At 69.8% G+C, this 19,664-nt stretch carries 17 protein-coding genes and 1 tRNA gene; 15 read left to right on the top strand and 3 right to left on the bottom strand.

What is annotated here, in order from left to right; genetic code table 11:
* The first annotated feature begins 2 nt into the window (after positions 1 to 2).
* From murG to COC42_RS04735, 10 genes are all read left to right on the top strand, one after another.
* Positions 3 to 1,145: an undecaprenyldiphospho-muramoylpentapeptide beta-N-acetylglucosaminyltransferase gene (murG, locus tag COC42_RS04780; RefSeq protein ID WP_096342079.1), complete on the top strand. Its 1,143-nt coding sequence runs from the start codon at positions 3 to 5 to the stop codon at positions 1,143 to 1,145.
* Positions 1,142 to 2,548 carry a UDP-N-acetylmuramate--L-alanine ligase gene (gene murC, locus COC42_RS04775; protein ID WP_096342078.1) on the top strand — a complete coding sequence of 469 codons (1,407 nt, stop codon included), beginning with the start codon at positions 1,142 to 1,144 and terminating at the stop codon, positions 2,546 to 2,548. The genes murG and murC overlap by 4 nt, the downstream gene beginning before the upstream one ends.
* On the top strand, positions 2,545 to 2,742 hold the full coding sequence (locus tag COC42_RS04770) for a hypothetical protein (protein ID WP_245843844.1): 198 nt from the start codon (positions 2,545 to 2,547) through the stop codon (positions 2,740 to 2,742). The genes murC and COC42_RS04770 overlap by 4 nt, the downstream gene beginning before the upstream one ends.
* Complete coding sequence (murB, locus tag COC42_RS04765) at positions 2,739 to 3,644, top strand: UDP-N-acetylmuramate dehydrogenase (protein WP_096342076.1); 906 nt, start codon at positions 2,739 to 2,741, stop codon at positions 3,642 to 3,644. Before COC42_RS04770 ends, murB begins: the two co-directional genes overlap by 4 nt.
* Before the next feature lie 40 nt (positions 3,645 to 3,684).
* Positions 3,685 to 4,617: a D-alanine--D-alanine ligase gene (locus COC42_RS04760; protein ID WP_096342075.1), complete on the top strand. Its 933-nt coding sequence runs from the start codon at positions 3,685 to 3,687 to the stop codon at positions 4,615 to 4,617.
* Positions 4,614 to 5,564, top strand: a complete 951-nt coding sequence (locus COC42_RS04755) for a cell division protein FtsQ/DivIB (RefSeq protein WP_096342074.1) — start codon at positions 4,614 to 4,616, stop codon at positions 5,562 to 5,564. Before COC42_RS04760 ends, COC42_RS04755 begins: the two co-directional genes overlap by 4 nt.
* A gap of 27 nt (positions 5,565 to 5,591) precedes the next feature.
* Positions 5,592 to 6,851, top strand: a complete 1,260-nt coding sequence (gene ftsA / locus COC42_RS04750; protein WP_096342073.1) for a cell division protein FtsA — start codon at positions 5,592 to 5,594, stop codon at positions 6,849 to 6,851.
* A 112-nt stretch (positions 6,852 to 6,963) separates the two neighbouring features.
* Entirely contained in the window at positions 6,964 to 8,376 is a 1,413-nt protein-coding gene (ftsZ, locus tag COC42_RS04745; RefSeq protein WP_096342072.1) for a cell division protein FtsZ, read from the top strand.
* Between the two features lie 106 nt (positions 8,377 to 8,482).
* Complete coding sequence (locus tag COC42_RS04740; protein WP_096342071.1) at positions 8,483 to 10,807, top strand: tetratricopeptide repeat protein; 2,325 nt, start codon at positions 8,483 to 8,485, stop codon at positions 10,805 to 10,807.
* Complete coding sequence (locus tag COC42_RS04735; RefSeq protein ID WP_096342070.1) at positions 10,804 to 11,970, top strand: deoxyguanosinetriphosphate triphosphohydrolase; 1,167 nt, start codon at positions 10,804 to 10,806, stop codon at positions 11,968 to 11,970. The genes COC42_RS04740 and COC42_RS04735 overlap by 4 nt, the downstream gene beginning before the upstream one ends.
* Positions 11,971 to 12,024: 54 nt before the next feature.
* Here COC42_RS04735 and COC42_RS04730 read toward each other — a convergent pair whose 3' ends face one another.
* Positions 12,025 to 12,321 carry a hypothetical protein gene (locus COC42_RS04730; protein ID WP_096342069.1) on the bottom strand — a complete coding sequence of 99 codons (297 nt, stop codon included), beginning with the start codon at positions 12,319 to 12,321 and terminating at the stop codon, positions 12,025 to 12,027.
* A gap of 211 nt (positions 12,322 to 12,532) precedes the next feature.
* Between COC42_RS04730 and COC42_RS04725 the strand changes: the two genes are divergently transcribed.
* Positions 12,533 to 13,912 carry a DUF1800 domain-containing protein gene (locus COC42_RS04725; RefSeq protein ID WP_096342068.1) on the top strand — a complete coding sequence of 460 codons (1,380 nt, stop codon included), beginning with the start codon at positions 12,533 to 12,535 and terminating at the stop codon, positions 13,910 to 13,912.
* Positions 13,913 to 13,914: 2 nt separating this feature from the next.
* On the top strand, positions 13,915 to 15,066 hold the full coding sequence (locus tag COC42_RS04720; RefSeq protein ID WP_096342067.1) for a DUF1501 domain-containing protein: 1,152 nt from the start codon (positions 13,915 to 13,917) through the stop codon (positions 15,064 to 15,066).
* A gap of 57 nt (positions 15,067 to 15,123) precedes the next feature.
* On the opposite strand, the gene COC42_RS04715 is transcribed toward COC42_RS04720, so the two are convergent.
* The gene (locus COC42_RS04715) at positions 15,124 to 16,245 is read right to left on the bottom strand and encodes a DUF2171 domain-containing protein (protein ID WP_096342066.1); all 1,122 of its coding nucleotides are present in this window, start codon (positions 16,243 to 16,245) and stop codon (positions 15,124 to 15,126) included.
* Positions 16,246 to 16,484: 239 nt separating this feature from the next.
* Here COC42_RS04715 and COC42_RS04710 point away from each other — a divergent pair.
* Positions 16,485 to 16,560, top strand: a tRNA-Ala gene (locus COC42_RS04710).
* Positions 16,561 to 16,612: 52 nt separating this feature from the next.
* On the opposite strand, the gene COC42_RS04705 is transcribed toward COC42_RS04710, so the two are convergent.
* Complete coding sequence (locus COC42_RS04705) at positions 16,613 to 17,623, bottom strand: zinc-binding alcohol dehydrogenase family protein (RefSeq protein ID WP_096342065.1); 1,011 nt, start codon at positions 17,621 to 17,623, stop codon at positions 16,613 to 16,615.
* 203 nt (positions 17,624 to 17,826) lie between these two features.
* Here COC42_RS04705 and fucP point away from each other — a divergent pair, with 203 nt between their 5' ends.
* Both fucP and COC42_RS04695 read left to right on the top strand, forming a co-directional pair.
* Entirely contained in the window at positions 17,827 to 19,095 is a 1,269-nt protein-coding gene (gene fucP, locus COC42_RS04700; RefSeq protein ID WP_096342064.1) for an L-fucose:H+ symporter permease, read from the top strand.
* Between the two features lie 7 nt (positions 19,096 to 19,102).
* A complete protein-coding gene (locus COC42_RS04695) occupies positions 19,103 to 19,450 on the top strand; it encodes an L-rhamnose mutarotase (RefSeq protein WP_096342063.1) in 348 nt (115 codons plus the stop codon).
* Positions 19,451 to 19,664: the final 214 nt, after the last annotated feature.

Raw genomic sequence — 19,664 nt, 5'->3', positions numbered from 1 at the left:
CCGTGAGCATTCCGCGCCATTACGTCCTCGCCGCCGGTGGTACCGGTGGGCACATGGTCCCCGCCGCCGCGCTGGCGGCCGAACTGATGCGCCGCGGTCATCACGTCGCGCTGGTCAGCGACGAGCGCGGGGTACGCTTCCCCGGTCTGTTCGACGGGGTGCAGGCGCATGTCCTGCCCGCCGGGCGCCTGTCGGGCGGGCCGCTCGGCTGGTTGCGCGCGGGGCGCAAGATGCTCGCCGGCCGGTCGATGGCGATCGAACTCTATCGCAGCTTCAAGCCCGCCGCCGTGATCGGCTTTGGCGGCTATCCCGCATTCCCGGCGCTCGCGGCGGCGTTCAAATTGAAGATCCCGACGATCGTCCATGAGCAGAACGCCGTGCTCGGCCGCGTCAACCGGCTGGTCGCGGGGCGTGTCGACGCGATCGCCACCAGCTATGCCGAGGTCGAGCGGCTGAAGCCCGCGCACGAACGCAAGGTTCATCTGATCGGCAACCCCGTCCGCGACGCGGTGCTCGAGTTGCGCGACCGGCCCTATCCCGAGCTCGATGAGGACGGCATCTTCCGCGTCCTCGTGACCGGCGGCAGCCAGGGGGCGAGCATTCTGAGCGACGTGGTGCCCGATGGCCTCGCGCTCCTTCCCCCGCATTTCCGCGCCCGGCTTCAGGTCACGCATCAGGCGCGGCCCGAAGATATCGACGGCGTGCGCCAGCGCTATGCCGAGCATGGCATCCCGGCCGAGATCGCGACCTATCTGCCCGACCTGCCCGAGCGGCTGGCCTGGGCGCATGTCGTGATCGCGCGCGCCGGCGCCTCGACCATCGCCGAATTGACCGCCGCGGGCCGCCCCGCCATCCTCGTGCCGCTGCCCAGCGCCACCGACGACCACCAGACCGCCAATGCGCGCGAGATCACGCTGGCGGGCGGCGCCCGCACGATCGCGCAGGGCGCCTTCACCGCACAGGAACTCGCCAAGCAGATGCAGAAGCTCGGCCTCGAACCCCAGGCCCTGGCCAACGCCGCCGTGCGCGCGAAGCAGTGCGGACGACCCCGCGCCGCCGCCGCGCTCGCCGATCTGGTCGAGCATATCGACGCGCCCTCGCTCCTCGACCGTGACGCGCCGCGTCCGCTGGCGGTGCCGGCATGAAGGGCGTCGCAACCGACATCGGCACGATCCACTTCGTCGGAATCGGCGGCATCGGCATGTCGGGCATTGCCGAGGTGATGCACAATCTCGGCTACCGCGTGCAGGGCAGCGACGTGGCCGAGGGCTATGTGGTCGAGGGGCTGCGCGCGCGCGGCATCCCCGTGACGATCGGCCATGACGCGGCGAATGTGGAAGGGGTGGCGGTCGTCGTCACCTCGACCGCGATCCAGCGCGGCAACCCGGAGGTCGAGGCGGCGCTTTCAGCGCGCATCCCCGTCGTCCGCCGCGCCGAGATGCTCGCCGAGCTGATGCGCCTCAAGTCGACGATCGCGGTCGCGGGCACCCACGGCAAGACGACGACGACCAGCATGGTCGCCGCGATCCTCGATGCCGGCGGCGTCGATCCTACGGTCATCAACGGCGGCATCATCAACAGCTACGGCTCGAACGCGCGTCTCGGCGAGAGCGACTGGATGGTGGTCGAGGCCGACGAGAGCGACGGGAGCTTCCTGCGCCTCGACGGCACCTATGCGATCGTCACCAACATCGATCCCGAGCATCTCGACCATTACGGTTCGTTCGAGCGGGTGAAGGACGCCTTTGTCGAGTTCGTCGAGAATGTGCCCTTCTACGGCGCGGCGATCCTCTGCCTCGACCATCCGGAGGTACAGGCGATCATTCCGCGCGTGCGCGACCGGCGGATCGTCACCTATGGCTTTTCGGCGCAATCCGATGTGCGCGGCGTCAACGTGACGCCGCATCCGGGCGGCAACCGGTTCGAGGCGATCGTTCGGCACCGCGACGGCTCGGTCCGTTCGATCGAGAATATCGAACTCCCTATGCCCGGCCGGCACAACGTCCAGAACGCGCTGGCGGCGATCGCCGTTGCGCTCGAACTCGGCATCGACGATGCGACGATCGAAAAGGGCTTCGGCGCGTTCACCGGCGTCAAGCGGCGCTTCACCCGCGTCGGCGAAGTCGCGGGCGCGACGATCATCGACGACTACGGCCATCACCCGGTCGAGATCCGCGCGGTGCTCGCCGGCGCGCGCGAGAGCGGGAATGGGCGCGTGATCGCCGTGGTCCAGCCGCACCGTTACAGCCGGCTCGGCAATCTGATGGACGAGTTCGCACAGGCGTTCAACGACGCCGACATCGTCTATGTCGCCCCCGTCTATGCCGCGGGCGAGGCGCCGGTCGAGGGCGTGGATGCCGAGGCCCTGGCCGACCGCATCCGCCAGCGCGGCCACCGCTCGGCCCAAGCGATCGGCGGCGCCGACGCGCTTGCCGCGGCGCTGGCGGGCGAGGTGCGCGCGGGCGATCAGGTGATCTGCCTGGGTGCAGGCGACATCACCAAATGGGCGGCGGGACTCGCCGGCGCGATCGAGGCGCAGCGCGCATGAGCGACTGGTTCTCCACCGCGATCGAGATGCAGCGCGAGATCCTGCGCGCCCAGCGCGCGCAGGTCGAGGCGGGGCGCAAGGCGATCGAGGCGGCCGAGCCGTTGATCGCCGCACAGGAAGCGACCGCCAAGGCCGCCGAGGCCAACCTCGCCGCGTGGCAGGCGTGGATGCAGTTCTGGAGCGGGAAGCGGTGACGACGACGCTCGTCCTGCCGCTACCCGCGGTGCGCGGCCGGCTGACCGCCGGCGCGCCGCTTGCCCCGCTCGTCTGGTTCAAGGCGGGCGGCGCGGCGGAATGGCTGTTCGAACCCGCCGATGTCGAGGACCTGTCGGCCTTCCTCGCCGCGCTCGATCCGGCGGTGCCGGTAATGCCGCTCGGCCTCGGCTCGAACCTGATCGTCCGCGACGGCGGCGTGCCGGGCGTCGTCGTGCGGCTGGGCAAGCCGTTCGCGGTGGTGGAGCGGCTCGATGCGACGACGCTCAAGTGCGGCGGCGGGGCGAGCGGCATCCTCGTTTCCTCGACCGCGCGCGACGCCGGCATCGGCGGGGTGGAGTTCCTGCGCTCGATCCCCGGCACCGTCGGCGGCTTCGTCCGCATGAACGGCGGCGCGTACGGACGCGAAGTGAAGGACGTGCTGGTCGAGGCCGAGGTGGTGCTCCGCTCGGGCGAGCGGGTGACGCTTTCGAACGCCGATCTCGGCTACACCTATCGCCACAGCAATCTGCCTGATGGCGCGGTCGTCGTTTCGGCGACCTTCCGCGGCCAGCCCGCCGAACCCGCGGCGATCCAGGCCGAAATGGACCGCATCGCCGCCGCGCGCGAGGCGTCGCAGCCGCTGCGCACCAAGACCGGCGGCTCCACCTTCAGGAATCCGCCGGGCGAGAAGGCCTGGGCGCTGGTCGATGCCGCGGGCTGCCGTGGCCTGACGCTGGGCGGCGCGCAGGTGTCGGAGAAGCACACCAACTTCCTCATCAACACCGGCACCGCCACGAGCGCCGAGATCGAGGCGCTGGGGGAAGAGGTGCGCAAGCGGGTGAAGTCGAAGAGCGGAGTCGAGTTGGAGTGGGAGATTCAGCGGGTGGGGGTGACGCGGTGAGTGCGGTGCTTGTTATCCTCCCCGTGCCGGGAGGGAATTCATGACGCCCCTCCACATCGCCGTGCTCATGGGCGGCTGGTCGGCCGAGCGCGAGGTGTCGTTGATGAGCGGCGCGGGCGTCGCCGACGCGCTCGAAAGCCTCGGCCACCGCGTCACGCGCATCGACATGGGTCGCGACATCGCGCTCCGGCTGTCCGAGGCGAAGCCCGATCTCGTCTTCAACGCGCTGCACGGCACACCGGGTGAGGACGGCAGCGTGCAGGGGATGCTCGACCTGATGGGGCTGCGCTACACGCATTCGGGTCTCGCCACCTCGGTCATCGCGATCGACAAGCAGCTGACCAAGCAGGCGCTGGTGCCGCACGGCATCCCCATGCCCGGCGGCCGGATGGTTCGCAGCGAGGAGCTGTACGAGCGCGACCCGTTGCCGCGCCCCTATGTGCTGAAACCCGTCAATGAGGGGTCCTCGGTCGGCGTCGCGATCGTCACCGACGAGAGCAATTACGGCAACCCGATCGCCCGCGACAGCCAGGGTCCGTGGGCCGAGTTCGACGAGCTGCTGGCCGAACCCTTTATCCGCGGGCGCGAGCTGACGACGGCGGTGCTCGGGCAGACGGCGATGGGCGTCACCGAACTCAAGCCCAAGACTGGCTTCTACGATTACGAATCCAAATATACCGACGGCCTGACCGAACATGTCTGTCCCGCCGCCATCCCCGACGACGTCGCTCAGGCGTGCGAGGCGATCGCGGTCGAGGCCCATCGGCTGCTCGGCTGCAAGGGCGCCTCGCGCTCCGACTTCCGCTGGGACGACGAGCGCGGCGTCGCCGGACTGTTCCTGCTCGAGGTCAACACTCAGCCCGGGATGACGCCCTTGAGCCTCGTGCCCGAACAGGCGCGGCATCGGGGCATGAGCTATGCCGAGCTCGTCCAGGCGATCGTTGACGAAGCGATGAAGGACGCCGAAGCATGAGCCGGATGGACCAGCGCCGCACCGCCCAGCGCCGACCCGGACCCCAGCGCAAGCCGGGCGCCCGCAAGCCCGGCGGGCGCAAGCCGCGCGCGGGGCTGCTCGACCGGATCATCGCGTCGGTGCCGGTGTCGGAAGCGACGCTGCGCCGAGTCTTCGGCTGGACCTTCACCCTCGCGGCGGGCGGGGCGGCGATCGGCGTCGCCACTTTCTTCGGCGTGCCCGGCATGATCGGCACCGCGATCGCCGAGGGTATGGGTCGTGCGGGCCTGCGTGTCGAGCAGGTCGAGGTGACGGGCCTCAAGCGCATGGACCGGATGGCGGTCTATTCGGTGGCGCTCGACCAGCAGTCGCGGGCGATGGCGCTGGTCGACCTGGACGAGGTGCGGGAGCGGCTGCTCCGTTATGGCTGGATCGCCGATGCGCGCGTCTCGCGGCGGCTGCCCGACACGATCGTCATCGACGTGGTAGAGCGCACCCCCGCCGCGGTCTGGCAGAACAACGGCCAGCTGATGCTGATCGACGAGGGGGGCACGTTGCTCGAACCCATTCGTGCCGACGCGGTGCCGCACCTGCCACTGTTGGTCGGCGAGGGCGCGAATGCGCAGGCGCCCGCCTTCGAGCGACTGATCGACGCCGCACCGGCGCTCAAGCCGATGGTGCGCGCCGCGACCTGGGTCGGTGGCCGGCGCTGGGATCTGCAGTTCGTGTCGGGCGAGACGCTGTTGCTTCCCGAGGAGGAGCCGGTCGCCCAGGCAGCGCTCGTCAAGTTCGCAGAGCTCGACGGCCGCGACCGGCTGCTCGGCGGGCCGTATGTCCGCTTTGACCTGCGCATCCCAAAGAACCTGGTGATGCGAAAGGCCAGTGGGCTCGAACGGACGACCGCGGTCGATCCCGATGCGAAGGTGCAAGCGGAAGCCGACAAGTCGCTGCCCCGCGACGCGGAATAGGGGCGGGTAAATGGGGGGGTACAGGGCATGGCGAAGCAGGTAGCGGACGGACTTCTCACCGTACTCGACATCGGATCGTCGAAGGTCTCGGCGCTGATCGCGCAAAAGGGTGACGGCGGCGAGCTGGTGGTGCTCGGCACCGGCCAGCGCGAGAGCCGGGGCGTGCGGCGCGGCTATATCGCAGACATGGCCGCGACCGAAGTCGCGGTGCGCGAGGCGGTGGAGCAGGCCGAGCGGATTGCCGGGGTGTCGATCGAGGACGTGTGGGTCGCCTTCTCCGCCGGCGGACTGGTCAGCGATATCGTGAAGCTCGAGGTCGATCTGGGCGGCCACCGCGTCGAACAGGGCGATATCGACGCGCTCCTGAAGGCCGCGGGCGAGGCGCTCGACCCGCAGGGGCGGATGGTGCTGCATGCACAGCCGACGCGCTACACGCTCGACGGGCTGACCGGCACGCCCAAGCCCATCGGGATGCATGCCGACCGGCTGGGCGTCGAGATTCACGTCGTCGCGACCGACGGCTCGCCGGTGCGGAACCTCGACCTGTGCGTCCGCTCCGCGCATCTCGACGTCAAGTCGATCGTCGCCGCGCCGGTCGCCACGGGCCTTGCCGTGCTGAGCGAGGAGGAGCGCGACCTGGGCGTCGCGCTGGTCGAGATCGGCGCGGGCGTGACCAACGTGTCGGTGTTCCAGCACGGCGTGCTGACGGGCCTCGCCTCGATCGGGATGGGCGCGGCGGACGTGACCGATGACATCGCCAGCGCCTTCGGTACCCGCCGCGCGCAGGCCGAGCGGATCAAGTGCTTCCACGGCTCGGCGAACATGAGCCCACGCGACAATCACGACATGATCGACATCGCCCCGATCAGCGCCGAGCAGGGCGAGGAGGGGAGCCGCATCACCAAGGCACAGCTGATCGCGACGATCCGCCTGCGCCTCGACCGGCTGATGCAGGAGGTGCAGCGCGAATTGAAGAAGCTCAACTTCGACGATCCGGTCGGGCGGCAGATCGTGCTGACCGGCGGCGGCGCCGAGCTGAAGGGCATCGCCGATTATGCGCAGCAGGCGCTCGGCCGCACCGTCCGCGTTGGCCGTCCGCGCGGGCTGTCTGCCCTACCCGAGGCGCATTCGGGGCCGGCCTTCTCGACGCTGGCCGGCCTCGCCATGTTCGCGGCGGCCGATCCGGTCGATCTGCGCGGCATGGAACCGCAGCATCAGCTGGTCGTGCGGCCGACGATGGGGGCGATGGTCAAGCGGCTGCTGGCGGCGTTTCGGTCGAATTATTAAGATTTTGCGACTTGCACCCATTTTTGACGCTAGGATCGGTCAGAGCAATGGTGCAGAACGGGCGGGAGTATCAGGCGCCCGCGTGTAATCTGGGGGCACTGGGGAGAAGCACATGGGTATCGATTTTCTGCCGCCCGACGTCGACGAGCTGACGCCGCGCATCACCGTCATCGGCGTCGGGGGCGCCGGCGGCAACGCGATCGCCAACATGATCCGGGCCGAAGTGCAGGGGGTCGAGTTCGTCGTCGCCAACACCGACGCGCAGGCGCTGAAGCAGTCGGTCGCGCCGGCACGCATCCAGCTGGGCGCGAAGATCACGCAAGGGCTGGGCGCCGGCAGCCGGCCCGAGATCGGGCGTGCCGCTGCCGAGGAGACGATCGAGCAGGTCCAGAAGTCGCTCGAGGGCAGCCATATGTGCTTCCTCGCGGCCGGCATGGGCGGCGGTACGGGCACGGGCGCTGCGCCTGTCATCGCCAAGGCCGCGCGTGACATGGGCATCCTGACCGTCGGTGTCGTCACCAAGCCCTTCGCGTTCGAGGGCAAGCGCCGCTCGGCCAGCGCCGAGGCGGGCATCGACGAGCTTCAGAAGTACGTCGACACGCTGATCGTTATCCCGAACCAGAACCTGTTCCTGATCGCCAACGCGAACACCACGTTCAAGCAGGCTTTCGAGATGGCCGACGAGGTGCTGCAGCAGGGCGTTCGCGGCATCACCGACCTGATGGTCATGCCTGGCCTCATCAACCTCGACTTCGCCGACGTCCGGTCGGTGATGCAGGAGATGGGCAAGGCGATGATGGGCACCGGCGAGGCCGAGGGCGACAGCCGCGCGATCGAGGCGGCGCAGAAGGCGATCGCCAATCCGCTGCTCGACGGCGTCAGCATGAAGGGCGCCAAGGGCGTCATCGTGTCGATCACCGGCGGCGACGACATGCGCCTGCTGGAGGTCGACGAGGCCGCGAATCATATCCGCGAGCTGGTCGATCCCGACGCCAACATCATCTGGGGATCGGCCTTCAATCCCGAACTCGAGGGCCGCATCCGCGTGTCGGTCGTTGCCACCGGGATCGAGGCGGACTCGGGCGCACTGCCCACCCCCGCGCCCACGGCGGCGGAAACGACGCGAAGCTTCAGCTTCTCGGCGCCCAAGCGCACGCCCGCGACGCCCGCGCCGCAGCCCGGCTTCAGCGAGGAGGTGGCCCCCGCCGCAGCCGAGCCTGTTGCCGTGGCAGATCCCGCGCCGACGCCCGCCGAGGACAGCGACGAACTGGTGCTCGGTGCCGAATCGACGCTGCCGAGCGAGGGGGGCGAAACCGCACCCCAGCCCGCTGACGCCGAGGCGCCGCGCCGGCGCTGGCTGACCGGCGCCGAGGAGCCCGAAGCCGAGGCGGCGCCCGCCGCCCCGCGTCCGGGTGGCACGCTGTTCGAGCGCATGTCGGCTGCGGGTCGTGGAATCGCCCGGGGCGAGGGGGACAAGGACCCGCTCGACATCCCGCGCTTCCTTCACCGCCAGAACAACCAGTAAACGAGGCCATGCCGCCCGGTTCGTCGCCGGGCGGCATCGCCTTGTCGCCGTTGCCGCGTTTCGACAGTCGCGGTTCAGCCGCGGCATGGTAACGGCGTTCCCAAGCATGACTCGTCATACCGCCCTGTGGCTTGGCGGCGCCGCGTTGCTGGTGCTCGTCACCCCCGCTGCTGTTGCACAGCAGGCCCTGCCCGCCGCGCCCGGCTATGTCCCGCAGCCGACACCGACCGCCGACAAGCTCGCCGCGGCGATGCGGACGCTCGGCCGTGCGCCACAGGATGTCGAGGCGTTGATCGCCGCGGGCGAGGCGAGCGCGCTGCTCGACGATGCCCCTGCGGCGCTGCAGTTCCTCGCGCGCGCCGAGAAGGTTCGGCCGACCGATCCGCGCATCGCCGCCGCGCGCGGGCGGGCGTTGGTGCGGATGGGCCGGCCGGGCGAGGCACTGCGCCGCTTCGCCGACGCCGAGCGCGGCGGCCTGTCGCCCGCCGGCTATGCCGACGATCGCGGGCTGGCCTATGACCTCGTTGGCGATCAGGCCCACGCACAGGCCGAATATCGTCGCGCGCTGGCGACGGGCGACGAGGCCGAGGTGCGGCGGCGGCTGGCGATCTCGCTCGCCATCTCGGGCGACCAGCCGGGGGCCGAACAGGTGCTCGACCCGTTGCTGCGCCAGCAGGATCGCGCTTCGTGGCGGACCCGCGCGCTGGTCATGGCGCTGGCGGGCGACACCGCAGGCGCGGGGCGCGTCACCGCCACGATGATGCCGGGCTTCGCGACCGCCTATCAGCCGCTGTTCCGCCGTCTGTCGGAGATTCGCGATCCGGCCGACCGCGCCTTTGCCGCACATCTGGGTGAATTCACGCGGACTCCCGCACGGCTTGCCGATGCCGGCCTCGCGCCGCCTGCACCGGCGCTGCCGCAGCGCGCGCCGGTGCAGGTCGCGTCGCTGAGCCCTGCGGTGCCTACGACCACCCCTGCGCAAGGCGTAGGCGCGGCCGCGACACGCGACGAGTCCGCCGCCGACACTCGTGCGCGGGCCCGGCAACGCCGCGCGGCCGAGCGCCGCGCCGAGCGTGAGGCGCTGAACGCCGAGCGCTACGGCCGCCGGCCCAGCCGCGTGCAGACCGCCGCTGCCTCGCGACCGGCGCCGCCGGGTACGACCCGGTCTGCACCCGCCGCCACGACCGGCACGACGTCGCCGGTCGGCGGTTCGTTGCCGGCGTCGTCTTCGGTGGCGGCCGCCGCGCCTGGCCGTTCTTCCTTAACGTCGGCTGCGAGCGGATCCGCAGCATCCGCAACGGCAGCGACCAGCGCTGCGGCGGCGTCAGCGGCGACGGGCGCACCGATCAGCAGCCTGCGCGCGCCTGGCGGCGGCGCGGCGCAATCGGGGAGCCCCGCGGCAAGCCTTGCCACAGGGCCAGGTGCTGTCGGTGCAGGCGGGACGTCGCTCGCCGCCCCGGCGTTCGGCACCGGTGGCTCGCCAGCCTCGACCGTCACGGCCGCTGGTGTTGCGTCAGTGGCGCCCTCGCCGCCGGTAACGGGCGCGGAGCGTCCGGCTGGCGTCGCGATGGTGACACCAGCCACGCCGCCTGCAGAAAGCACGGTTGCCGCGTCGGTCGCCGGCCCCACAAGCAGTGTTGGTGTGGCGGCCGTCGAGGGACGCGGGACGAGCAGCGTCGCGGCTGGTGAGACCGCGGCGTCGGTTGGAACCTTGCCACTTGCCGGCGCGAGCGTGCCGCCGCGCGCCCCTGAACCTTCGACAGGCGCGACGGCGCCCGCGCTGACCGCCAGTGCCGCGACGGCACCGGGCTTTTCCACCGGAGCCGCCGAGCGCCCACGGCCCGTGGCCCCGACCCGACGCATCGGCGGCGAGGACGATGTGTTGGCGATGATCGTCCGCAACATCGCGGTGCCGGCGGCCGAACTCGGCGTCACCGCACCGCCGCCCGTAGAGCCCGCGCCCGCCCCGGTCGCCGCAAAGCCAGCGCCAGCGCCGGCGCCAAAGCCTGAGCCCAAGAAACCCCCGACGCCAATCGCCGTCGCGAGGGCCGAGCTCCGCAAGCCGGAGGTCAAGCCCGCTGACGCGAAAAAGGCCGCGGCGAAGAAGGACGAGGGCAAAAAGCCCGAGCCCAAGAAACCTGAGCCCAAGAAGCCCGCCGAGCCCGCGCGCTGGTGGGTGCAGGTCGCGGGCGGAGCCAACGTGGCCGACCTGCCCAAGGCGTGGAACGCGCTCGTCGCCAAGTCGCCGGCGCTCAAGGGCAAACAGGCCTGGACGACGCCGCTGCGCTTCACCAACCGGCTGCTGACCGGCCCCTTCGCCAGCGGCAGCGAGGCGCAGGCCTTGGTCAACACGCTCGGCAAGGGCGGGCTGTCGGCGTTCACCTTCCAGAGCGAGGCGGGGCAGAAGGTCTCGCGGCTGCCCGCCAAATGAGCGGTTCCGCGCGCTGGGCTTCGGACCCGGCACGAAGCAGGGGACGGCTCCACGCCGAGCCCGGCGCCGCCGAGCGCGGACCGCGCGACGCCTTCCAGCGCGACCGCGACCGTATCGTCCACTCGATCAGCTTCCGCCGCCTGCGCCACAAGACGCAGGTGTTCATGGCGCCCGACGGCGACCATTTCCGCGTCCGCCTTACCCACAGCCTCGAGGTCGCGCAGATCGGCCGGGTGATCGCCCGTACGCTCGGCCTCAACGAGGATCTGACCGAGGCGCTCTGCCTTGCCCACGACATTGGCCACCCGCCCTTCGGCCATGCCGGCGAGACGGCGCTGGAGGCGGCGCTCGCGGGGAAGGGGGGCTTCGACCATAACGGCCACACGCTGCGCGCGTTGATGTGGCTCGAGAGCCCCTATCCGCGTTGGCGGGGCCTGAACCTGTCATGGGAAACGCTCGACGGCCTCGCCAAGCATAACGGCCCCGTTGCCGCGCCGGGCTGGGCGCTGGCCGAGGCGGATGCGGCGTTCCCGCTCGACCTCACCCGCTATTCCTCGCTCGAGGCGCAGGTCGCGGCGCTGGCCGACGACATCGCCTATGACAATCACGACATCGACGACGGCCTTCGCGCCGGGCTGTTGTCGCTCGACGCGATCCTCGCGGTGCCGATGATCGCCGCGGGATGGGATGCGGTGCGTGCGCGCTTTCCCGACTGCGCGCCGGACCGGCTGGTGGGCGAGCTCGTCCGGTCGCAGATCGGCGCGATGGTCAACGACCTGATCGCCTCGACGCGCGCCAACCTCGCCGAGCATCGCATCGAAAGCGCCGACGACGTGCGCGCCGCCGACCGCTGCCTCGTCGCCTTTTCGGAGCCGATGCGCGCGGCCGAACGGACGCTGAAGCGCTTCATGTACGCCGAGCTCTACCACCACCCACGCCAGCTTGAGGCGGCGGGGATCGCGGCAAAGGTGGTAGCGGGGCTGTTCGCCGCCTATGCCGACGATCCGCGCCGGCTGCCCGAAGGTTGGCGTGAGACGCTGCCCGAGGGCGAGCCCGCGCGCAGCCGCCACATCGCCGATTTCATCGCCGGCATGACCGACCGCTTCGCCATCGGCCGCTATCGCGAGCATGTCGGCGCGATCGACCTGCCCGAGGGCTTCTGACGCAAAAAGGGGCGGCCGAGGCCGCCCCTTCCCGAGTTCGAAAATGCCTGCGCCTTAGTTGGCGTCGACGCTCGCGGTCTGCGTGCGCGCGGCCAGCGTCAGCGGCTTGGCGATGCGGAAGCTCACGCGGCGACCGTCGATGTCGCCCTCGGCCGTGCGACCGCGCACAACGAGGCGGAAGGGATCGTTCTGCGGCACGGTGCGGCCGGCGATCACCGTCGCGTCACCCTCGGCCGAGAGCGTGTAGGCATAGGTCTGGCCATCGCGCGTGAACACGGTCTCGTCCCCGGCGGCAAGCGCGGGAGCGGCAACGAAGGCGGTGGCAGCGGCGGCGATAAGAAGCTTGGTCACGATCTGTCTCCTCTGGCGTGAAGCCCTGAAAGAGCCTGATCGGCATCCCGGTGTTTTTTTGTTTGCACCACTCTTGCTGCAATGCAGCACGCAGACAATCGCGCAGTGTGAAGATGCAGTTGCAGCAGATGCAACGGCAAGGCGAGGCGCGGGCGCGACCAACCGGCACGATTGACAGACTTTTGCGACAGCTTGGGCGCAAGGTCGTGCGATGGCACAGGACGATATCCGCATCGCGTGGCACCGCTTCGGGCTGGGGCCGCGCCTTGGTGAGACGCCGCCGAGAGACGCCAGGGCGTGGCTTGAAGGACAGATCACGACCTATCGGCCGATGATCGCTGCAGCGTCGTCGCGGGTGATCGCCGCCGAGATTTTCGGTCTGATCGAGCAGCGACGACAGGCGCGTCAGGAAGCGCGGCTGATGGGGGCGGGGCAGCCCATGGAACTCAATGCGGTCGGCCCCGCCTCCCGCCGCCATCTGGTCGAGGCAATCGGCGTGCGCGGCGCATCGGCACTGACAACTGATGCGCCCTTTGCCGAACGGCTGGTGCATTTCTGGTCGAACCATTTCGCCGTGTCGGTGGAAAAGCAGCGGATGATCGCCCTCGCAGGCGCGTTCGAGTTTGAAGCAATCCGCCCGCACGTCATGGGCCGGTTTTCCGACATGTTGCTGGCGGTCGAGCGGCATCCGGCGATGCTGCTGTTTCTCGACCAGGCCCAGTCGGTCGGCCCCGGCAGTCCCGCGGCGCTGCGGGCTGAGGCGCGCGGCCGCCGGCGCGGCCTCAACGAGAATCTCGCCCGCGAGATCATGGAACTGCATACGCTGGGCGTCCGCACCGGCTACGGCCAGACCGACGTGACCGAGCTGGCGCGCGCGCTCACCGGCTGGACGGTCGGCGGCCTGGGGCCGCAGGGCCGGGCGGCGGAGCCCGGCAGCTTCGTCTTCGCGCCGCAACTGCACGAGCCCGGCGAACGGCGGCTGCTGGGCGAGCGTTATCCGGCCGGTGGGCTGGAGCAGGGCACGGCGATGCTTGAGACGCTCGCGCGCCATCCGGCGACCGCCAGACACATCGCAACGAAGCTCGCGCGCCATTTCGCCGGCGATGCTCCACCCGCGGCGATGATCGCGCGCCTGGAGGCGGCGTTCCTGCGATCGGGTGGCGATCTACCCAGCGTCTACCGCGCGCTGATCGCCTCGCCCGAGGCCTGGGCGCCGCAGCCGGTCAAGTTCCGCAGCCCCTGGGACTGGACGATCGCCGTCCTTCGCACCAGCGGTGTCCGCGTCTTTCCCGGTCAGGCACTGTCGGGTCTGCAACAGCAGTTGGGCCAGCCCGTCTGGAAGCCCGGATCGCCCGCCGGCTGGGACGACAGCGATGCCAGCTGGGCGGCACCCGACGCGGTGATGCGTCGGGTCGAGGCGGCGCAGCGGCTCGCCGCGCGCGCGCAATCGGCGACGCTTGATGCGCGTGCGCTTGCCCGCGACCAGTTCCCCGGTACGAGCAGCCCCACCGGCGCTGCGGTCGCGAGGGCGGAAAGCCCGCCCGAGGCGCTGGCGCTGCTCTTCGCCTCGCCCGATTTCATGCGGAGATGACCATGTTCGACCGTCGCAAGATTCTCGGCCTCGGGGCTGCCGGGCTGGCGCTCGGCTTTGCGCCGCACATCGCCTTCGCCCGCGCGGCGACCCATCGGCGGTTCATCTTCATCCTTCAGCGCGGTGCCGCCGACGGCCTTGGCACGATCGCACCGGTCGGCGATCCGGCTTTCGATCGACAGCGCGGTCCGCTGGCCGAGCCATTTGCGACTGCCGAGAAGCTCGACGGCATGTTCGCGATTCATCCTGCGCTCGCCACGATCGGAGGAATGTATCGCGCGCGTGAGGCGATGTTCGTCCACGCCGTCGCCTCGCCCTATCGCGAGCGGTCGCACTTTGACGGGCAGAACGCGCTCGAGACGGGAAGCGCGCAGCCCTATGCCATCAAGGACGGGTGGATGAATCGGCTCCTCGGCTTGCTGCCGTCCGATCAGGCGCGGGCCATCGCGGTCGCGGCGACGGTGCCGATGGCGCTGCGCGGAGGCGTTGAGGTGGCGAGCTACGCGCCCTCCGCGCTGCCCGACGCCAGCGACGACCTGATCGCGCGGGTGACGCAGCTGTACGAGGGCGATGCGCAGCTGCACGCGCTCTGGGCACAAGCGACGGCGACCCGGATGCTGACAGGCGACCTTGCCGCCGATCAGGGACGCAACGCCGCCGCAACGGGCGCGCTCGCCGCGCGGCTCGTCACCCCCGACAACGGCGCGCGCGTGGCGATGATCGAGACGGGGGGCTGGGACACGCATGCCGGGCAGGTCGGCCGGCTCGCAGCGCAGCTGAAGGCCCTCGACGCCATGCTGGGCGCGCTTCGGCAAGGCCTTGGGCCGCTTTGGACACGAACGCTCGTCATCGTGGCGACCGAGTTCGGGCGGACGGTGCGCGCCAACGGCACCGGCGGCACCGATCACGGGACGGCGTCGGTCGCGATGCTGATGGGCGGCGCGGTGGCGGGCGGTCGGGTCGTCGCCGACTGGCCGGGCCTTGCCGACGCCATGCTCTACGAAGATCGCGACCTGAAGGCGACTGGTGACGTCAACGCGGTGATCGCGGGCGCGCTCGCCGAACATTTCGGGATCGACGCACCGCGATCGCTTGCGGCGCTGTTTCCGGCAAGCAGGGCGAAGCGCCCCAGCGAGGGCCTGGTGCGCGCCTGACTGCAAAACGGGGCCGGACATCGCTGTCCGGCCCCGTCGCTCTGCACGCCTGTCGGGTCAGTAGGTGCCCGAGAAGCTCCGACCCAGATTTCCCGTCGAGCCCGACGTGTCGGTCCCGGTCGAGGCAGAATCGGTCATGCGGTCGCCATTTTCGCGCGAGCGATCGTCGCGGCCGAACATCGCATGGTTGCGCTCCTCGTCGCGCCACTCGGCCTTGGCCTCGGCCGCGGTCTTGCGGATCTTCACCTTGTCGTCGACGCCGTCGATCCAGCGCGACGGGATCGAATGGTGACGCCCGCCGGCATCGACGTCGTTCTTGGTCAGGATGATGCGGTCGCCGCGCACCTTGTCGACGGTGCCGACATGCTCGCCGTCGGAGCCCACCACTTCCATGTGCTCGGTCACGCGCGCGAGCGACGATCGCTGCGTCTGGCGCTCGGTGCGGAAGCTGTTGAACTCGTTCTCGAACTTCGTCGCGTTCTCGCGGCGATATTCGTCATAGTCACGATCCAGCTCGCCGATTCGTTGGCGGCGCCAGTTCGAATAATGCTCGTCGCGGCCGGTGTCGCGGTCGCCGTAGCGCTCATCATAGCGGCGATCCATCTCGCGGCGCCGCTCGGCCTCCTCGTCGCCGAACCACGAGCGGACCTCGTCGCCCGCGCGGTCGAAGAAGCCGCGGTCGTCATAATCATAGCCTTGCGGCTGGCCCGAATAGCCGCGCCCGTGCCCGCGCTCACCCTCGCGGCCATAACCGCCCTGGCGCTGATAGCCCTGGCGATCGCCGGAAAATCCGCGGTCGCGCCCATAATCGCGCTGGCCATAACCTTGGAAATCGCCGCCGAATCCGTAGCTGTCGCGGCTCCGATCACCGCCATAGCCGGCGCGCCCATAGCGGCCCTGCGCACCATAGCGGCCACGATCGTTGTCGTCATCGCGATAGCCATAGCTGTCTCGCTGGCCGTAGCCGCCCTGATTGCCATAACCGCGCCCGGTGTCGCGCGCGCCGTAGGAATCGCGGCTCTCGCCGCGCCAGTCGCCGCGGTCACGCTGCCCGCCCTGGCGATAGCGGTCGCCATATTGGCCCGCCGCGGCGTAATCGCGCGCGCTCGAATAGCCATAGTCGAAATCGCGGTCGTCGTCGCTGCGCCAGCCGCCACGCTGGTTGCGTTCGTAGCCCATCACACGATCCTCCTGGGATTGTCTTGCAAGCGGACGAGGTCGCGAGATTGCGCCTTCCGCTCAAAGGTTAAGGATCGAGCCGGGCGAATGTTCCGCTGCTCGCCGCGAACCGCGGCCCGCCGTCGCAAAGCCGCGCCTTTGCCGCCGAAAAATTGCTGCGCGACGGGCGTTGCATCGGGTTCGAACTGTCGCTAGAGGGGCCACCTTCGCGGCGCCGAACGCCGCGGAAAACCGGCGGCGGGGCTGTAGCTCAGATGGGAGAGCGCTGCAATCGCACTGCAGAGGTCAGGGGTTCGATTCCCCTCAGCTCCACCAGCCGCCGATCATTCCGCCGCCGCGCAATAGTGTCCGCGGCGAGGATCCCAGCTCAGAATTGGACGATCGCCTTTAGCACCTGATCCGCCTCGGCGATCAGTTCGGGCAGTCGGGTGGGGAGGTCGTCGGCGGCGACGCTGTGGGTGTGCAGCCGGTCGGTCGGGATGTGGCCCTCGCGGATTGCGGCGATCGTCCGGTCGAAATCGGCGGCGATCGCGTTGCGGCTCGCGATCAGCGTCGTCTCGCGCTTGTGAAACTCGGGGTCCGGCAGGACGAGGTCGCCGGGGGCGACGCCGACCAGCACCAGCCGGCCGCCGTGCGCGACATATTGCAGGCTGGCCGCCATTGCCGCGAGCGAGCCCGTGGCGTCGAACACGACGTCGAACATCTCGTCGCCCGTTTCCAGTGCCAGCGCCGCAGCGAGGTCGGGGCCGACGGTGTGGACTGCGGCAAAGCCCAGCGCGTCGCGCGCATAGTCGAGGCGCGACCGCCGCGTGTCGACCAGCGTCACCTCGGCGCCGTTCAGCCGGCAGAACAACGCGGTGCCGACGCCGATCGGCCCGGCGCCGACGACCAGCACGCGCTCCCCCGTCGCCGGAGCGCCGCGCGCCACGGCGTGCGCACCGATCGCCAGGAACTCGACCATGGCCGCCTGATGGACAGTCAGGCCGCTGGCATCGATCACCGCGCTTTCGGGCACCACCAGCCGCTCGCACATGCCGCCGTCGCCATGGACGCCGAGCACGGTGATGTTGACGCAGGCATTGGGCTTGCCCTTGCGGCATGCGATGCAGCTGCCGCAGGCGAGATAGGGATTGATCGCGACGGTCTGTCCGACGCGCAGCACCGACCCCGGCGGCACCCGTTCGATCGTGCCGCCCAGTTCATGGCCCATCACCCGCGGATAGGTGAGGAAGGGGTGTCGCCCGGCATAGATATGATAGTCGGTGCCACAGATGCCGACCTGTTCGATCCGCACCACGACCTCCGCCTCGGTGGGGACGGGATCGGGTCGCTCGATCAGCGCCAGGTTCAGTGGTTCGTGGCAAATAACTGTTTTCACGTCTGTTCCTATGGCGATCGAGGCAATGTGTGCAAGAGCTGCTAGACAAGCATATGTCAGATATGCAAGCCTTCTATCATATATAAGACCGATGGGAACAGCAGCGTCGGAGCGTCCTTCGGCCGATGGCAGGGCGGACGGACGGATCGTCAAGAGCGCGACAATCGCGCCGGACTGAAGGATTGAGGAGGGGATCGAGGCCGATGAGGGAAGCCGGGACAAGCTACAGGGCGGCGATCGTACTGACGACCTGCCTTTTCTTCCTGTGGGGGATGGCGAACAACCTCAATGACATCCTGATCGCGCAGTTCCGGAAGGCGTTCGTCCTTTCCGACTTCGAGACGAGCTTCGTCCAGCAGGCCTTCTATCTCGGCTATTTCCTGCTCGCGGTACCCGCCGCGATGCTGACCCGCGCGCGGGGGTACAAGGCGGCGATCGTCACCGGCCTTGCGCTCTATGCGGCGGGCGCGCTGCTTTTCTATCCGGCGGCGCATTTCGGCGAGTATCGCTACTTTCTTGCCGCCCTGTTCGTCATCGCCGCGGGCCTCGCCTTCCTTGAAACCTCGGCCAATCCGCTGATGACCGAGATCGGCGATCCGGCAGGGGCCGCGCGGCGGCTCAACTGGGCGCAAGCGGCCAATCCGGTCGGCACGGTCGTTGGCGTGCTGATCGGCAAATACTTCATCCTGTCTGAGATCGCGCACGACGAGGCGGCGCTCGCCGCGATGGCGCCCGCCGCGCGCGACGCGCTGCTGCGGCAGGAGGTGATCGCGGTCCAGACGCCCTATCTGATCATCGGTCTCGTCGTGCTGGGCTTCGCGATCGCAGCGGCGCTGATCCGCTTCCCGGGCCGCAGCGCCGACGAGGGCAACGGCGCGCACGTGCCCTTTTCGGGCGTGTTCGGCCAACCGCGCCTGCTCAAGGCGGCGGCGGCGCAGTTCTTCTACGTCGGCGCGCAGGTGGGGCTGTGGAGCTACACCATCCGCTATGCCCAGGCGAACCTGCCGGGGACGAGCGAGCGCGCCGCAGCCGACTGGCTGTTCGCCAGCCTTGTCCTGTTCGGGATCGGCCGCTTCGTCGGCGCCTCGCTGATGGGTCGCATCGCGCCGCCGCTGCTGCTCGCGGTATTCGCGGGTACCAGCCTGATCCTTGCGGTTGCTGCGGCGCTGCTGGGGGGACAGGCGGGGCTGATCGCGCTGGTGGCGGCAAGCTTCTTCATGTCGATCCAGTTCCCGACGATCTTCGCGCTCGGCATGGCGGGGCTAGGGCCGCTGGCGCGAGCGGGGGCATCGCTGATCGTGATGGCGATCATCGGCGGGGCGGTGCTCACCGCGGCGATGGGCGCGGTGTCGGATATGGCCGGCATCAACGCCGCGATGCTGGTCGCCGCGCTCGCCTTCGTCGTGGTGCTGCTGTTCGCGCTGTCGGTGCGCGGCGCGACGGTCGCGGTCACGCCCGCGCACAGCCATTGAGGGCCCGATGAGCATCGAACATGTGCTGATGCTCGATCTGCACGACGATCCCGAACTGATCGCCGAATATGAGCGGTATCACGCCCCCGGCGCCGGCTGGCCAGAGATCGAGGCGTCGATCCGACGCAGCGGGATCGAGGCGATGCGCATCTATCGCCTCGACACCCGGCTGGTCATGGTGATCGAGGTCGACGACAGCTTCGACTTCGCGGCAAAGGCACGTGCCGACGCCGCCGATCCCGCCGTCCAGCGCTGGGAAAAGCTGATGAGCCGCTTCCAGCGCGTCGGTCCCGACGGCGCGAAGTGGCGGCGCGCCGAGCGCATCTTCGACCTGGCGACCGCGCTTCGGGGCTGATTCTGGTCGGCGCCGGCGCGCCTTGGGACTTTGCCTCATCCGCTCTGGCGGGTCGCGGACACGCGGTCGGGGCTCGCCTTGGCCGTCAAAGGCAAAACCGCATTTCGAGCCGCCTGATCCACCGGTCTCGCAACATCCGCGCCTGTCAGAATCGTATATGAAAACGAGAATGCACGATCCGATCCTATAGGATGCACCAGGATCGCAGGGCGGT

Source organism: Sphingomonas spermidinifaciens, from assembly GCF_002351485.1.
Lineage (GTDB): Bacteria > Pseudomonadota > Alphaproteobacteria > Sphingomonadales > Sphingomonadaceae > Sphingomonas > Sphingomonas spermidinifaciens.
Note: the sequence above shows the minus strand (reverse complement) of the source record. Positions and strands in the feature narration are given on the sequence as shown.

Coding starts and splice junctions, on each gene's coding strand:
- murC (WP_096342078.1), top strand. CDS start 1,142: ATGAAGGGCGTCGCAACCGACATCGGCACGATCCACTTCGTCGGAATC.
- COC42_RS04770 (WP_245843844.1), top strand. CDS start 2,545: ATGAGCGACTGGTTCTCCACCGCGATCGAGATGCAGCGCGAGATCCTG.
- COC42_RS04760 (WP_096342075.1), top strand. CDS start 3,685: ATGACGCCCCTCCACATCGCCGTGCTCATGGGCGGCTGGTCGGCCGAG.
- COC42_RS04755 (WP_096342074.1), top strand. CDS start 4,614: ATGAGCCGGATGGACCAGCGCCGCACCGCCCAGCGCCGACCCGGACCC.
- ftsA (WP_096342073.1), top strand. CDS start 5,592: ATGGCGAAGCAGGTAGCGGACGGACTTCTCACCGTACTCGACATCGGA.
- ftsZ (WP_096342072.1), top strand. CDS start 6,964: ATGGGTATCGATTTTCTGCCGCCCGACGTCGACGAGCTGACGCCGCGC.
- COC42_RS04740 (WP_096342071.1), top strand. CDS start 8,483: ATGACTCGTCATACCGCCCTGTGGCTTGGCGGCGCCGCGTTGCTGGTG.
- COC42_RS04735 (WP_096342070.1), top strand. CDS start 10,804: ATGAGCGGTTCCGCGCGCTGGGCTTCGGACCCGGCACGAAGCAGGGGA.
- COC42_RS04725 (WP_096342068.1), top strand. CDS start 12,533: ATGGCACAGGACGATATCCGCATCGCGTGGCACCGCTTCGGGCTGGGG.
- COC42_RS04720 (WP_096342067.1), top strand. CDS start 13,915: ATGTTCGACCGTCGCAAGATTCTCGGCCTCGGGGCTGCCGGGCTGGCG.
- COC42_RS04715 (WP_096342066.1), bottom strand. CDS start 16,245: ATGGGCTACGAACGCAACCAGCGTGGCGGCTGGCGCAGCGACGACGAC.
- fucP (WP_096342064.1), top strand. CDS start 17,827: ATGAGGGAAGCCGGGACAAGCTACAGGGCGGCGATCGTACTGACGACC.
- COC42_RS04695 (WP_096342063.1), top strand. CDS start 19,103: ATGAGCATCGAACATGTGCTGATGCTCGATCTGCACGACGATCCCGAA.